Consider the following 14,638-nt stretch of genomic DNA (forward strand, 5'->3'; position numbering starts at 1 on the left):
CCTTTCATGTAAGTTACTGAAATTAACTTAAAATTGCAATTACTATTATTTTTTTCACTATTCATACCCCAGTTCGTTGTTGTTTTAAGCTTACTTCACGCCACATCAATTTTGTCGATTTTACGATATGAAAGATAACTAATAAAAATCCCTAATAAACAGAGCACTATTGGAATAGCGATAAAATTAAACATACTTACTTGACCGTTTCCAGAACCAACGTTACCATTAATTAGCATCCCAATTATTACTGCAGAAGTAATTGTTGTCGGTGTCGATTTTTTTCTCATCCCAAAAAATAAAGGAATTAAACTTATACCAGATATCATAAATGCACTTATAATAGTAGTTGGAACGCTAGCTATTAATTCGCCTATCGTAGCAGGCGTTTCAATCAGTCCGATCATTGGACTCACAAAATATACGAGCAAACTAATAATGAAAGTAGCAATAATCGTGCTCACAAAACAAAAACAAAAAACAATTGTTAATTTCGCCCTCATTAGCATTTTCCTTTGTAGCGGGTACATAAACGATAGTTGCATCGTTTTGTTCTTATACTCATCAATTACTAAACGTGATAAAAGGACTGAACTAAAAGTAATGAATGTTATCCTAATAAAAATGTTTATTAAAGCCATTTGTTGTGTGAAGTCAGAGAGTAGCAAATCTACCTCGCCTTTCCCTCCCAACATCATGAGGTTTACTACGGCGAAAATTGCTATAATACAAATTGCTACACTTTTAAAGTAACTAGATAATTGATGCTTCTTCCATTCAAGCTTCATTAATTTAAGCATATAAACCACGCCTCCATTCCTTATATAGCTGTCCTTACGCTACTAACATTCTAATTCCAGCAGTAACTACGCTTAACATTCCTATCACTAGTAAAATTAACAACCATTTCCGCACTGGTTTTCTATAATATAAAATCCCACTTATGAACATTACGATTAATCCGCTTACGAGATTCAACAACAATCCATTAAGCATGAATGCCCTCTCCATCCATTACATTTAAGAAATACTCTTCTAAGGAACTATGTTTCTTATTAATACTTTCAATTTCTACATCGTTCATAATAAGTGCTTTTGAAATGGCTTGCTGCGTCACCGCCACTTCATAAACACGAATCATGTTTCCACTCATTATTTTGTAATTTTTTATACCAAGTTTATCTTCTAAAGTGTAAGCTGCACGTTTTACATCAAGCACAGTAATTTCGATGTACTCTGTTTGTTTTCCGTTAATACTCTTCATGGAAACTTCTTTTATGAGTTTCCCATTTTGAATCACACCAATTGTATCCGCCATTTGTTCCATCTCGCCTAAAATATGACTAGAAACTAATAATGTAATGCCATATTCTTTGCAAAGCATTTTAAATAAGTCTCGTAATTCTTTAATACCAATTGGATCTAAGCCGTTAATCGGTTCATCTAAAATGAGTAACTCTGGCTTTGTCATGATTGCCCTTGCAATACCAAGTCGTTGCTTCATCCCTAATGAAAAATCTTTTACTTTTTTATCATCTATACCGTGCAGTTTTACTAAATTTAAAGCATGATCAATTGCGTTTTTATCGTAATACCCCATATATTCACAATGTAATTCTAAGTTTTCCTTCGCCGTTAATTTATCATAAAAGATTGGATATTCGATAATTGTCCCCATTCTTTTTAATACTTCATAAGATGTGTCTGTTAACTTCTCACCGAAAATTTCAATATCACCGCTCGTCGGTTTTATTAAATTTGTGATCATCTTCATAATCGTTGTTTTACCTGCACCATTCGGTCCTAAGAAACCGTATATCTCTCCTTTTTTCACATGCATGTTAACACTAGAAATAACTTCTTTCCCTTTAAACACTTTCGTTAACTGATTCGTTTTTAATATATATGTCATGTCACTGTCTCCTTTCGCACTACTTTATATTTCTATAATAGACAACGGAAATCTCTTTTTTCTTACCCGTTCCTTACAAATTCCTTACGCTGAAAAAAAAGCTTGTAGAATCTACTTCTCTACAAGCTAAAACAGCATCTTTGTTAATACAACTGTAAAAATTGTTTTTTCATACGGCTTACTAGAAAGATGTATTTCTCCGTCCATCGCTTCCACAAGCCTTTTCGTAATCGTTAACCCTAGACCACTTCCTTGGTACAATCTATTTCTTGAATCTTCAAGTGTGTACATACGCTCAAACACTTTATCAATATGAGATTCATCAATTCCTTTTCCTTTATCCCATACGTCTATATACACACTCGTTTCATCATCTCTTAAAGTCATACCAATTGTCTTTCCATCGTCCCCATATGTAATCGCATTTGATATTAAATTATTCAATACTCTGCCTAATACTTCTACATTTCCAAGTGCATATATATTTCTTTCTGCTATATCAATATGGACATGAAAACCTTTCGTCGTCACTAAATCATAAAAAGATAAAATCTTCTCGCGGCAAACTTCATTCATATTTACTTTTGTCATCTCGATTGCTTTGTCACCGGATTCTAATTTTGCTAAATCAAAAAACTTATGAATCAGTTCCATCACTTCTAGTGTTTTTACATGCACCTTTTCGAATAATATTTGCTGCTCTTTCTCGTTTATCGTTTTATCCTTATTTAACATTTCGGTATATCCAAGAATAACTGTTAGTGGTGTTTTCAAATCATGTGAAATATTTGAAAGCATTTTTCTCATCGAAATTTCCACTTTCGCATGATCTGCATTCGTTTTCTGTTTTGCATCTAATAAATGATTAATCGCCACTAATAACTTTTGCAATTCTAGATCATCTGTCATAATTAATAGCTTCTCACCAGTTTGTTCTTTTACAATTCGATTTAACTTCTCATACGTGTAGCGTAAATTCCTACTACTATTTTTCCTAATTTTATATTGCACGTAAATAACGATAAGCAATATAATAATCACCACTGTTAAAAATACAACCATACTACATCACTTCCAACTTATAGCCGATGCCCCATAATGTTTTAATATATTCTGGATTAGATGGATCACTTTCAATTTTCTCACGTAATCTTCTCATATGAACATTAATAACATTATCATCACCATAATATTCTTCATTCCAAACAAGCGTATATATTTGTGCTTTCGTAAAAACACGATTTTGATTCTTCACGAATAGCTTTAAAATCTCAAATTCTTTTAAAGTAAGTTTAAGCTGTCTTCCCTTTTTCTCCACAGTAAAATTAATTGGGTCAATTATTAAATCACCAATCTGAATCGCCTCATCTTTTGATTCCACAGCCGAATACTTTGTAGACCTCCGAATACCCGCTTTTACACGTGCAGCTAGTTCAATCATAGAAAACGGCTTACAAATGTAATCATCTGCTCCAAGTCCTAATCCAACCGCTTTATCAACATCTGTATCTTTTGCTGACATTATTAAAATCGGAACAGCACTCTTCTCACGGATAATTTTTACAACCTCTAATCCATCTAACTTCGGCATCATAATGTCAAGAATAATTAAATCAAATGATGATTTTAAAAAGGATAATACGCCTTCTTCACCATCAGATGCGATCGTAATTTGAAAGCCTTCTTTTACCAAGTACTTTTCAACCATCTCTTGAATTGAGATATCATCTTCAACTAATAAAATATGATATGACATATTTCTATCCCCCTTTCACAAATATTAACAATTCAATTGTATCGCAACTGCAAATTAGTTGGTACAATTATATGAATTTTCAAACCAACTTCCCTTCCTTCCTTAACAATGATATGATGAAATTCACTACTATTGTTCATAATTAACTTTATATAAAGGAGACTTATCATGTCAGAAAACAAAAAAGTAAGCTTAGCTGATTTAATGCGCGAACAACTTGCGAAGAAAAAGCAAGGAAATGGAAACGGCTCAAATAATGGAAGTCAAAGTCAAGAAACGAAAAAATTACAAAACCAACAAACGAAGAAAACAAACAACCAACGTAGACGTACAGGTGTATAAATGAATGGGCAAAAACGATCTAACATTTCATCAGGTCTTGAAGTTGATATTGTATTAAAACAAGATCAACGTACAGGTAAGCTAACAAGAGGAATTGTAAAAGATATTTTAACGAACTCACCTTCACATCCGCACGGCATTAAAGTAAGATTGCAAGACGGACAGGTTGGCAGAGTACAAAATATTATTCAATAAGAAAAGGAGCTCATTTAAACTTGAGCTCCTTTTCTTATTTTCATTAACCTTTAATTTTTTCGATGAAAACTACTTTTAAATAGTCTCCCTCTTTAAATTGATCAATTGTACGGAAATCTTCTGGTAAAGAATGTTCTTCTAATATTTTATATTTACCGTTCATTTCTTTAAATGCTGTATCGATAAAGCCATTAAACTTTTTCATATCGAATGCGCTACAATTTGTAGAAGCAACGATAATACCGTTATTTTCTGTAATGGCAATTGTTTCTTTTAATAAGTTTTTATAATCTTTCGCCGCACTGAACGTATATTTTTTCGAGCGTGCAAAGCTTGGGGGATCAAGTACAACCATATCAAATTTCATCTTTTTCTTAGCTACATATTTGAAATACAGAAATACATCTTCTACAATAATATCTTGTGCTTCATAATCAATTTCATTTACACTAAACTGCTCAATCGTTTTACTTAAACTACGATTTGCAAGGTCCACACTTGTTGTTTTACTTGCACCGCCAAGCGCTGCAAATACAGAGAAAGCCCCAGTATAAGAGAACATATTTAAAACCGTTCTTCCTTTTGCATATTTATCACGAATTTGTTTTCGAACGTTACGCTGATCTAAAAACACACCAACCATCGCCCCGTCATTTAAATATACAGCAAAGTTTACACCGTTCTCTTTTACGATAAGTGGGAACTCACCGCGCTCTCCTGCGACAAAATCATCACCTTCAATGTATTTCCCTTTCGTATCAAAACGCTTTTTCTCATAAATCCCTTTGAAATTTGCTACTTTTTGAAGTGCTGCTATAATCTCATCGCGGAAAGTATAAACCCCTTCACTATACCAACTTATTACGTAATAGCCGTCATAATAATCGATGATTAAACCACCAAGGCCATCGCCCTCACCATTCAGGGCACGAAATGCTGTTGTATCATTTGATTTATAAAAATCTTTTCGTTTATGTAAAGCAGATTTGATTTTACTTTCAAAGAAAGGTTGATTAATTTGCTCTTTCTCTTTTCTCGTTAAAATCCATCCATATCCTTTATTTTGTTTTCCATAATAGCCTTTTCCGATGAATTGGTTCTTCTCATCTACTACGTTGATGATTGTTCCTTCTTCACGTACATCATTTAAATTTTGAATAGCATCTTTTAAAATAAGTGGATATCCACTTTTAATTTCTTTTATAAACTTCGGTTTTATTTTTATAGTTACTTCAGATCGCATGTAATGTCTTCCTTTCCATTTGAATGCTTTCTAATTAGTAGGAAGCAATGTAAAAAACGAGGCTGAAAAAAGCCTCGTTTCACTATACCATATTATTGCTTTGCTAGTACAACTAGCTCATCTCCTGGTATAACCGCTATATATTTATACAATGTTGAAAAAGTAAGACTACCATCATCGTGACGAATAAATAATATTACATCCTCTGAATCGCTCTCTTCTTTATTAATTTTTTGTTCTTCCTCAACTTGTATCGTTTTAAATGTATAACCCTCTTCAATTTTTCTATCTAACTCTTCATAAATTTCATTTTGACCAAACAGTAAATGAGCTTTTTTCGAAAGAGAGATGCGTTCTTGCTCAATCTTTTCCACATCATGAATCGGAAGTAAAAATGTATTATGATGTCCAAACTGCGGTACATATGTGTTTGCGACTAATACATTGTAAGAATCCGTATCTGTAACTGAAATTAAGTATTCATACTGATTCATATCTACTTCAAATTGCAACTGCTCTGAGAGTACTTGGCCGTTATATGTATTAAGCCCTTTCACCTTTGCGCATTGCAAATGTTCTTCCGATACATCTACGATTAAGCTCGGAATCCCCATCTCTTTACAATGCATAGCGAATGCAGTTGAGAATGTACTAGCTCCTGAAATTAAAATACCTGGTGGCTGTGTATTCGCTAATCCTAATTTTTTTGCTAAAAATCCAATTGAAAATCCATGAGCACAAACGGTCGTAATTACGAGTGCAAATGTAAGTGCTGTTAATATAGAAGCATCTTTATACCCTTCTTGTAATAACTCCGTCGCAAAGTAACTTGAAACCGTTAATGCAACAATACCTCGCGGCGCAATCCAACCAACTAGCGCCCTTTCTGATCTTGTTAACTCTGTTCCGATTGTCGATACCCAAATTGATAAAGGACGAACAACAAATATCATCATAAGTACGAAGCTAATAATAGGCCAGCTAAAAATCTCCATAATCGTCGTTCTTGGAAGTGATGCTGTTAAGATGATGAAAACAGTCGATGTTAATAGTACGGAAATATTTTCGTTAAAATGACGAATATCACCGATAGAAGAAATATATTTCTTCATCCGTGCAAGTGTAATCCCCATTACTGTTACGGCTAGCATACCTGTTTCATGCATGACTTCATCTGCAATGCCGAAGCATAGTAATACCGTAACGAGCAAAATCGGTGCCTTTAAATATTCTGGTACTTTCCCTTTTAAAATCATATAACTCATAAAAATACTAAACGCATACCCAAGTACCATTGCAAATAACGAACCTGCAAAGAAATATAGTAACGTATGTAAGTGTACATTTTCTTTCGTTAAGAAATTTACAATTTGAAAGGCGAATACAGCAAGTAATGCTCCAAACGGATCAACGATAATCCCTTCCCACTTTAAAATTGCAGCTGTCCTTGGCTTTAATCGTGCTTGGCGTAACAACGGAATAATTACAGTTGGACCTGTCACAATAAAAAGTCCTCCAATAATAAATGCAACCGCCCAATCTAATCCAGCGACGTAATGAGCTGCAAGTGAGCCAGCAATCCAAGCAATAAACGCACCAAACGTAACAATACGAAATACTGGTTTTGATAGTCCCCTCAGTTCACGTACATCTAAACTTAAACTACCCTCAAACAATATAATGGCAACAGAAAGTGATACGAGTGGACTAAAAACATCTCGAAGCACCTCTTTTGGATTAATAATACCGAAAACTGGGCCAATTAATAATCCGGCAACTGCCATAACAACAATAGCAGGGAGCTGGAAGCGCCATGCAGTCCATTGTGAGGTGATGCCTAGTGTAATAATAACGATACTAAGTAACAGTGATTCGACCATAATACCCTCCTTGTTCATAGTATTGCGAAAGCAAGGTATAAACCATACTTTGCTTATGTATATTTCTTATTTTGTTTTATTTTAATAATATATAACTTCATTAACTATATGGTCAAATTATTTATATAATAGTAAATTCATCCTTAATTCTACATTTATATGAAAATTACTATTGACAATGATAATGATTTTCATTATCATTTAATGTATATGAGTTCTTGAAAATAAAGGCTACATTTATAGGAGGAATAAACATGATTATTGTTACAAATACAACTAAAATTACAAAGGGAAATGGCCATAAATTAATTGAGCGTTTTAATAAAGTAGGTAAAGTCGAAACAATGTCAGGATTTTTAGGATTAGAAGTTCTTTTAACGCAAAATACAGTTGATTATGATGAAGTAACAATTAGCACTCGCTGGAATGCAAAAGAAGATTTCCAAGGTTGGACAAAGAGCTCAGCATTTAAAGATGCTCACTCACATCAAGGCGGGATGCCAGACTATATTCTTGATAATAAAATTGCTTACTATGATGTAAAAGTTGTACGTATGCCAATGGCTGCAGCACAGTAAGCATATTTCTTTTTTAAAGTATAGAATATGAAGAGTGTTACCACTTCTCATATTCTATACTTTTTTTATTTAATGTCTTTTTACTAGTTTAGCATGTACTACTAATCTTCCCGCTTCTGGATCAAGTGCATAGTCACACGTCGAAAGTGTTACGATTTGATCACTTTCTGTCACTTTTGTATCCGTTTTGTACAGCGATTTCCCTTGAATTTTCTCCAAAAATGATTTGTATTCCGTATCACTACTAAAATCCGTTTCAATGTAATAAAAATCAGTTGTTGTTGTATACACCGAAAACACTTCAAGATCATATCCTTCAAATAATGTATCGTAATATAATTTACGATGCGACATGAAGAAATCTTCATCCAACATTTTCTTTAAACTTCCAAACATAGAACCATCTTTCATACGGTGACCATATAAAATAGTATTTCGATTTTGAGATTTCACATCATTACGATAGTCCATAAAAATGCTTCCTGCTCTCATATCTTCACCTTTATAATTTCGAAATAAATAGTAATCATTGTCTTTTGCTTGAACGATTGGATAATTAATTTGTGTATCATCCATCGTAATCCATCCAACTATTTCTTGGTTAATTTGCTGCAGAACTTTGAACTGTTTACGCACTTCCCCGTCTTGTGATTGCTCTTCCATCGGACTTTTTTCATAAATGTTTTGTGCTTCGGCCATTACTTTACGATTTTCATAGTAATCCATGAAAATATCACCTAATTCATATACTGAATAGAAAAAGGTACCTAAAAAAACAACTGTAAGTATTCGTTGAAAAAAAGAATTCTTCTTCCTTTCTTTTTTGCTACTCAAATTATCACCTCAAAACGGATTGTTCGCATGTTTAAATACCCATTGGGACCATATACAATCCTGTATCTTCATCTTGCTTTACAACGACATCTACACCGTATATCGTCTTTATCATACTTTCTGTCACAACATCATTCGGCTTGCCTTTTGTAACAATTTCGCCGTCTTTCATAACAATGATATGATCACTATAGCGAATCGCCTGATTAATATCGTGTAATACCATAACGATTGTCAATCCTTGTGCTTCATTTAATTCTTTTACTAACTCTAATATTTCAAGTTGATAATAAATATCTAAATATGTTGTCGGTTCATCTAAAAAGAGCATTGGCGTCTTCTGAGCTAACGTCATGGCAATCCAAACACGCTGTCTTTCTCCACCAGATAAAGCATGAATTTCCTTATCACGTTTACTTAGCAAATTCGTACATGCTAAAGCCCTTTCTATTGCTTCTCTATCTTCATCAGTTTGCGAAGAAAATATATTTTTATGAGGCATACGGCCAAAGCTTGTTAATTTCTCTACCGTCATATCTGCCGGTGCTTCATTTTGTTGATGGACAACGGCTAACTTTCTAGCAAATTCTTTCGGTTTATATTGGCTAATTGCCTTCCCATCAAGTATTACCTCTCCACTACGAGGATCGTGATTTCTTGACATCACACCAAGTAATGTTGATTTCCCGCAACCGTTTGGTCCAATAATTGTTGTAATTTTACCAATCTCTATTTCACTACTAACCGACTTTAATCGATCCGTCACATTATCGTACGAAAAGGTTACATTTTTAATTTCCATGAACTTTATCACTCTTTCTAAGCAAGAATATTAAGAATGGGCCACCAATAACTGCCATAATCGTCGCTGCTGGAATTTCGTTAGGTGGCACAATTAACCTTCCAATCGTATCCGCCGTCAAAATTAATAACGCCCCTGCAAGAGCAGAAAATGGAATTAATGCTTTATGGTCTGAACCAACTAGTTGTCTTGAAATGTGCGGAACGAGTAATCCTACGAAAGCGATAACACCTGCAATTGCTGTTGATACTGCCGCTAAGAGTACTGCAATGGCAGAAATAATAAGACGAACTCTCGTCACGTGCAAGCCTAAGTTTTTTGCAGTCTTATCTTGTAGAGATAATAAGTTACACCAAGCTCCGACAAACAGTGCAAGAATAAGACCAGTTATTCCATAAATAACCATTATTTCTACATCGCCCCACGTCTTCATCGTTATATTAGAAGTCGTCGTTTGCTTAATACTCTTAATGAAGTATCCACAAATCGTAATGAACGATTCATTTAATCCAGTGAACATCGCATTAATGGCAATACCAATTAAAATAATGCGAAGCGGACTTAATCCTGATTTCCATGAAAACGAATAAACGAGATAACATGCAAACGCACCACCTAGAAAGGCGAATACCGGCGTCCAGAAAAAGAATTGCGGGAATAGCGTAATAATAACAAGTGTCATAAAACTTGCTCCTGAAGATATCCCGATTACCCCAGCATCAGCAAGTGGATTTTTCATGACAGCTTGGAAGAGCACGCCCGAAACAGCAAGAGCTGCTCCAGTAAATAGTGCAATAATAATACGTGGGAAACGTAAATCTTTAATCACTTCAACATCTTCATTTGCCCCTGTAAATATTCCTTGTACAAGGTCAATAATACCTACTTCTAAACTACCTTTCGTCGCTGACAACAAAGTCATAATGATGAGTAATACAGTAACAATAAAGAAACTCCAAAATTTTTTATTCATGCTAATCTTCCTTTATATTAAAATGCATCACGGATACATCATTTTTTTCAATTCATCTAGCGCTTCAGTCGCTGCTAAATTTCCTGTCGTTCCAAATAAACGCTCTTCTAAATCGTAAACACGATTATTTTTAACTGCAGCGAAGTGTTTCCAAATATCATTTGTTTTAAATTCTTTATCAAACATTTTTACAACTTCATCAGGCATACCATGTGCCGCTCGTAAAATAATGTCTGGATCAGCTTTTTTTAAATACTCTGTATTAGAAGCTAAATACTCTACTTGTTCACCTTGTACAATGTTTTTACCACCTAATTGTTTCACTAAATCTCCAATATAAGAATGCTCTGTTGCTACTAAATAACTCCCCGGTACACCTAATAAAATAAGCACTGTCGGTTCTTTCTTTCCCTTTACTGCTTTTTGAATCTCTGCAACCTTGTTATCTAACTTAGTTACAACTGCTTCAGCCTGCTTTTCACGTCCATATTGCTTACCTAAATTACTAATGGAATTTTGCATATTTTTTAAACTTGTTAGATCTAAAAAGTTTGCTTTCATACCTACACCATCAAAAACTGGCTTTAATTCATATTCAAGTGTTGTCACGGATAATACTTCTGACGGCTTTAATGATTTTACCTTTTCCATATCAGGACTCATCGGATTCCCAACTTCAGGTAAACCTTTATATCTCTTTGGTAAATCTTTAGTACTTGTTGGTACACCAATTAAATCTACTTCTAACGCATCCATAATTTCAGTAACAGCAACTGTCGTTGCGACAATCCTCTCTTTACCCTCACTCTTTACCTGCTTCGCTGTTTCTTTTTGGGGCGCCTGGCATCCAGCTATACTCACTAATAAAATGATAGCCATTAGTACACTTACAATTTTCTTCACTCTTAATCACCACTCCTTTCCAAACAATATGAAACAAGTCTTGATGCATGCAAACATGCATCAAGACTCCAAAAATTACAATCTACCTGCTCTATATTTACGAACTAGTAAAGCAAGTGACCCAAGCAATAGCACCATGTATAAACCTAGTTGTGCTGTATCTGCCGTTTTTGAGTTTTTCTCTTTTTTCGAATCATTTTTTTGATCTTCTTTTTTCTTCTTATCATCTGCATTTCGGTTAAAATCAGGATTATCTACTTTTTTTACATTATCTACTTTCGGTGTAATCACTGGATTGTTCGGATCATTTTTCGGATCTTTTTTTGGATCATCTTTAATAGTCCCTAACGCACCAATATTATTTGTATCAAATTGAATTTGGACATCGTAGAAGTGGTGGTAGTTCATCTCATCAATGTCTACTTTCACTTTTGCATTTAATTTTTTAAATAAATCTTCTACTTCAAATTGTACTACTCGCGTATTTGCATTTTTATCTTCACTTACTACTTTTGCATCAGCAAAAAGACTATTGTTTTCTGTTTGAAATTTCGTAATCCACGCACTATTTTTCAGCGTCATCTCAATGTACTTTTTACCATCTTTAACGATTAATTTTGCTGGATTTACAGTATAGTCATGCATCTTTGAAAGTTCTTCTGTTTTGTCTTTTAACACTTTAAATGTAATATCATATTGACCATCTACTAAATTTTTCGGATCAACTATTACTTTCGGTGTATTATTTCCACCTTGATTGTCATTTCCGCCTTGGTTGTCGTTTCCACCTTGGTTATCATTTCCGCCTTGGTTATCGTTTCCACCTTGGTTATCGTTTCCACCTTGGTTCCCTAAAGCTTTGATACTATCTTGATCAAATACAAATTGAACATCGTAGAAATGGTGATAATTCATTGAATCAATATCTACTTTTACTTTTGCATTTAATTTTTTAGACAAATCATTTACTTCTACTTCTACTACTCTTGTATTTTGCTCTTTATTTTCACTTAATACTTTTGCATTAACGAACGAGCCATTCTTCTCAAAATCAAACTTTGTAATCCATGTACTATTTGTTAATGTAAACGATACATATTTCTTACCATCTTTTACTTTCAATACACCTGGGCTTTTTGTGTATGTATTCATCATTGATATTTCATCTGTTTGATCTTTTAATACTTTAAAGCCAATGCTGTATTCACCGTCTTTAAGAGCGTTTGGATCAATTGTTGTATTATTGCCTTGGTTGTTGTTTCCGCCTTGGTTGTTGTTTCCACCTTGGTTATCATTTCCGCCTTGGTTGTCGTTTCCACCTTGGTTATCATTTCCGCCTTGGTTATCTAACGGTTTAATGCTATCTTTATCAAATGCAAATTGAATATCATAGAAATGATGATAATTCATTGAATCGATGTCGACTTTTACTTTTGCGTTTAATTTTTTCGATAAATCTGCTACTTCCACTTCCACTACACGCGTATCAGCTTTCGTATCTTCACTCAATACACTCGCATCAACAAACGAACCATTTTTATCAAATTCAAACTTTGTAATCCAAGCGCTATTCGTTAATGTGAATGATACATATTTTTTACCATCTTTCACTTTTAACACGCCTGGACTCTTTGTATACGTGTTCATCATTGAAATTTCTTCTGTTTGATCTTTTAAAGCTTTGAAATTGATACTGTATTCACCATCTTTAATTGTTTCAGCATCTGGATTTTTGTTTCCATCTGGTTTTTCTACTTCCGGTTTCTCTACTTCTGGTTTCTCTACTTCTGGTTTTTCTACTTCTGGTTTTTCTACTTCTGGTTTTTCTACTTCTGGTTTCTCTTCATTTTTAATTTGTTCAAGCTTATCTTGTTCAAATAAAAGTTGCACATCATGTGTTTGCTTATAGTTTCTTGATGCCATTTCGATAAATACTTTTGTATTTAGTTTTTTAGATAAATCGTCTACTTCAAACTCTACTACTCTTGTATCTTTTTCTTTATCTTCACTCACTACTTTTGCATCAACAAACGCACCATCTTTTTCCGTTTGGAAATTTTTAATTAATGAGCTACTTTTTAGTGTTACAATTGCTTTTTTCTTACCATTTTCTACTTTTAATAACCCTGGATTTACCATGTAAGTATTCATCTTAGATTCTTCATCTGTTTGATCTTTTAACACTTTAAACGGAACGCTGTACTCACCATCTTTAATTGTTTCAGTATCTGGTTTTTCTACTTCCGGTTGTTTCTCTTCATTTTTAATTTGTTCAAGTTTATCTTGTTCAAATAAAAGTTGTACATTATGTGTTTGCTTGTAACCTTGTGATGCCACTTCAATAAATACTTTTGTATTTAGTTTTTTAGATAAATCGTCTACTTCAAATTCTACTACTCTTGTATCTTTTTCTTTATCTTCACTCACTACTTTTGCATCAGCAAATGCGCCATCTTTTTCCGTTTGGAAATTTTTAATTAATGAGCTATTTTTTAACGTTACAATTGCTTTTTTCTTACCGTTTTCTACTTTTAATACCCCTGGATTTACCATGTAAGTATTCATCTTAGATTCTTCATCTGTTTGATCTTTTAACACTTTAAATGGAATGCTGTACTCTCCATCTTTAATTGTGTTAGAATTTGGTTGTTGATCTGGGTCAGGCTTTTGGTCGGGCTTCTGACTCGGATCCGGATTTTCATTTGGATCTGGCTTATTAGCTGGGTCCTCTTTTTCATTTGGTTGTTCTACATGAATCGGTGTAATACTATTTTGATCAAATGCAATACGCACATCATAGTCATGATGATAATTTAAAAAATCAATGTCTACTTTTACTTTCGCATTTAATACCTTCTCTACATCGTCCACATCGAATTCTACGACTCTTGTATCTTTTTCTTGATCTTCACTAATTACATTTGTCGCAACAAACTGACCACTTTTTTCCGTTTCAAACTTTGTAATCCATGAACTATGTTCTAACGTAAAGGATACTTTCTTTTTCCCATTCTTCACTTTTAAAGTTCCTGGACTTACAGAGTATTGATTCATCATAGATTCTTCATCTGATGTGTCTTTAAGAACTTTGAAACCGATTGAGTATTCACCGTCAGCTAGTTGACTAGCAGCTTGAACTGCAAGTGGTTGTAGCGTTGATACGAATGTGAAAATCGTTAGAAACATTGCAACAACAATTTTAAAATACCTGTTCAATAGA

General features: G+C 33.8%; 15 protein-coding genes. 3 read left to right on the top strand and 12 right to left on the bottom strand.

The genetic code is table 11. From position 1 onward, the window contains the following. Positions 1-95: 95 nt before the first annotated feature. From CQ058_RS13440 to CQ058_RS13460, 5 genes are all read right to left on the bottom strand, one after another. On the bottom strand, positions 96-800 hold the full coding sequence (locus CQ058_RS13440; RefSeq protein ID WP_002192431.1) for an ABC transporter permease: 705 nt from the start codon (positions 798-800) through the stop codon (positions 96-98). Between the two features lie 34 nt (positions 801-834). Then, positions 835-996, bottom strand: coding sequence for a hypothetical protein (locus CQ058_RS31815; RefSeq protein WP_002192430.1), 162 nt, complete (start codon positions 994-996; stop codon positions 835-837). After that, positions 989-1,912 carry an ABC transporter ATP-binding protein gene (locus CQ058_RS13450; protein ID WP_002192429.1) on the bottom strand — a complete coding sequence of 308 codons (924 nt, stop codon included), beginning with the start codon at positions 1,910-1,912 and terminating at the stop codon, positions 989-991. Before CQ058_RS13450 ends, CQ058_RS31815 begins: the two co-directional genes overlap by 8 nt. Before the next feature lie 126 nt (positions 1,913-2,038). Continuing rightward, the gene (locus tag CQ058_RS13455; protein WP_002192428.1) at positions 2,039-2,974 is read right to left on the bottom strand and encodes a HAMP domain-containing histidine kinase; all 936 of its coding nucleotides are present in this window, start codon (positions 2,972-2,974) and stop codon (positions 2,039-2,041) included. A 1-nt stretch (position 2,975) separates the two neighbouring features. Continuing rightward, positions 2,976-3,668 (bottom strand): response regulator transcription factor, encoded by a 693-nt coding sequence (locus CQ058_RS13460; protein ID WP_002192427.1) that lies wholly within the window; start codon positions 3,666-3,668, stop codon positions 2,976-2,978. A gap of 168 nt (positions 3,669-3,836) precedes the next feature. On the opposite strand from CQ058_RS13460, the gene CQ058_RS31820 reads away from it, so the two are divergent. Both CQ058_RS31820 and CQ058_RS13470 read left to right on the top strand, forming a co-directional pair. Next, positions 3,837-4,010: a hypothetical protein gene (locus tag CQ058_RS31820; protein WP_002015431.1), complete on the top strand. Its 174-nt coding sequence runs from the start codon at positions 3,837-3,839 to the stop codon at positions 4,008-4,010. Further along, a complete protein-coding gene (locus tag CQ058_RS13470) occupies positions 4,011-4,205 on the top strand; it encodes a YwbE family protein (RefSeq protein WP_001014315.1) in 195 nt (64 codons plus the stop codon). Positions 4,206-4,248: 43 nt separating this feature from the next. Here CQ058_RS13470 and CQ058_RS13475 read toward each other — a convergent pair whose 3' ends face one another. Then, positions 4,249-5,448, bottom strand: coding sequence for a class I SAM-dependent rRNA methyltransferase (locus CQ058_RS13475; RefSeq protein ID WP_002192425.1), 1,200 nt, complete (start codon positions 5,446-5,448; stop codon positions 4,249-4,251). Between the two features lie 92 nt (positions 5,449-5,540). Then, positions 5,541-7,328 (bottom strand): cation:proton antiporter, encoded by a 1,788-nt coding sequence (locus tag CQ058_RS13480; protein WP_105589762.1) that lies wholly within the window; start codon positions 7,326-7,328, stop codon positions 5,541-5,543. Positions 7,329-7,582: 254 nt separating this feature from the next. Between CQ058_RS13480 and isdG the strand changes: the two genes are divergently transcribed. Then, a complete protein-coding gene (gene isdG / locus CQ058_RS13485; protein WP_002015426.1) occupies positions 7,583-7,906 on the top strand; it encodes a heme oxygenase in 324 nt (107 codons plus the stop codon). A gap of 69 nt (positions 7,907-7,975) precedes the next feature. Here isdG and srtB read toward each other — a convergent pair whose 3' ends face one another. From srtB to CQ058_RS13510, 5 genes are all read right to left on the bottom strand, one after another. Continuing rightward, positions 7,976-8,740, bottom strand: coding sequence for a class B sortase (gene srtB, locus CQ058_RS13490; protein WP_105589763.1), 765 nt, complete (start codon positions 8,738-8,740; stop codon positions 7,976-7,978). 31 nt (positions 8,741-8,771) lie between these two features. Then, the gene (locus CQ058_RS13495; protein ID WP_002088890.1) at positions 8,772-9,542 is read right to left on the bottom strand and encodes an ABC transporter ATP-binding protein; all 771 of its coding nucleotides are present in this window, start codon (positions 9,540-9,542) and stop codon (positions 8,772-8,774) included. Beyond that, positions 9,532-10,515: a FecCD family ABC transporter permease gene (locus tag CQ058_RS13500; RefSeq protein ID WP_105589764.1), complete on the bottom strand. Its 984-nt coding sequence runs from the start codon at positions 10,513-10,515 to the stop codon at positions 9,532-9,534. The genes CQ058_RS13495 and CQ058_RS13500 overlap by 11 nt, the downstream gene beginning before the upstream one ends. 27 nt (positions 10,516-10,542) lie before the next feature. Beyond that, positions 10,543-11,418 carry a heme ABC transporter substrate-binding protein IsdE gene (gene isdE / locus CQ058_RS13505; protein ID WP_002192422.1) on the bottom strand — a complete coding sequence of 292 codons (876 nt, stop codon included), beginning with the start codon at positions 11,416-11,418 and terminating at the stop codon, positions 10,543-10,545. Between the two features lie 75 nt (positions 11,419-11,493). Then, positions 11,494-14,634: an NEAT domain-containing protein gene (locus CQ058_RS13510; protein WP_105589765.1), complete on the bottom strand. Its 3,141-nt coding sequence runs from the start codon at positions 14,632-14,634 to the stop codon at positions 11,494-11,496. Between the last annotated feature and the right edge of the window lie 4 nt (positions 14,635-14,638).

The sequence above is a fragment of the Bacillus sp. MYb56 genome, assembly GCF_002976445.1.
Classification (GTDB): Bacteria; Bacillota; Bacilli; order Bacillales; family Bacillaceae_G; genus Bacillus_A; species Bacillus_A mycoides.

Excerpts from the sequence above, each read along its gene's own strand:
- CQ058_RS13460 (WP_002192427.1), bottom strand. The coding sequence starts at position 3,668 with ATGTCATATCATATTTTATTAGTTGAAGATGATATCTCAATTCAAGAG.
- CQ058_RS13440 (WP_002192431.1), bottom strand. The coding sequence starts at position 800 with ATGCTTAAATTAATGAAGCTTGAATGGAAGAAGCATCAATTATCTAGT.
- CQ058_RS13480 (WP_105589762.1), bottom strand. The coding sequence starts at position 7,328 with ATGGTCGAATCACTGTTACTTAGTATCGTTATTATTACACTAGGCATC.
- CQ058_RS13475 (WP_002192425.1), bottom strand. The coding sequence starts at position 5,448 with ATGCGATCTGAAGTAACTATAAAAATAAAACCGAAGTTTATAAAAGAA.
- CQ058_RS13450 (WP_002192429.1), bottom strand. The coding sequence starts at position 1,912 with ATGACATATATATTAAAAACGAATCAGTTAACGAAAGTGTTTAAAGGG.
- CQ058_RS13455 (WP_002192428.1), bottom strand. The coding sequence starts at position 2,974 with ATGGTTGTATTTTTAACAGTGGTGATTATTATATTGCTTATCGTTATT.
- CQ058_RS31815 (WP_002192430.1), bottom strand. The coding sequence starts at position 996 with ATGCTTAATGGATTGTTGTTGAATCTCGTAAGCGGATTAATCGTAATG.
- CQ058_RS31820 (WP_002015431.1), top strand. The coding sequence starts at position 3,837 with ATGTCAGAAAACAAAAAAGTAAGCTTAGCTGATTTAATGCGCGAACAA.
- isdG (WP_002015426.1), top strand. The coding sequence starts at position 7,583 with ATGATTATTGTTACAAATACAACTAAAATTACAAAGGGAAATGGCCAT.
- CQ058_RS13500 (WP_105589764.1), bottom strand. The coding sequence starts at position 10,515 with ATGAATAAAAAATTTTGGAGTTTCTTTATTGTTACTGTATTACTCATC.
- CQ058_RS13495 (WP_002088890.1), bottom strand. The coding sequence starts at position 9,542 with ATGGAAATTAAAAATGTAACCTTTTCGTACGATAATGTGACGGATCGA.
- CQ058_RS13470 (WP_001014315.1), top strand. The coding sequence starts at position 4,011 with ATGAATGGGCAAAAACGATCTAACATTTCATCAGGTCTTGAAGTTGAT.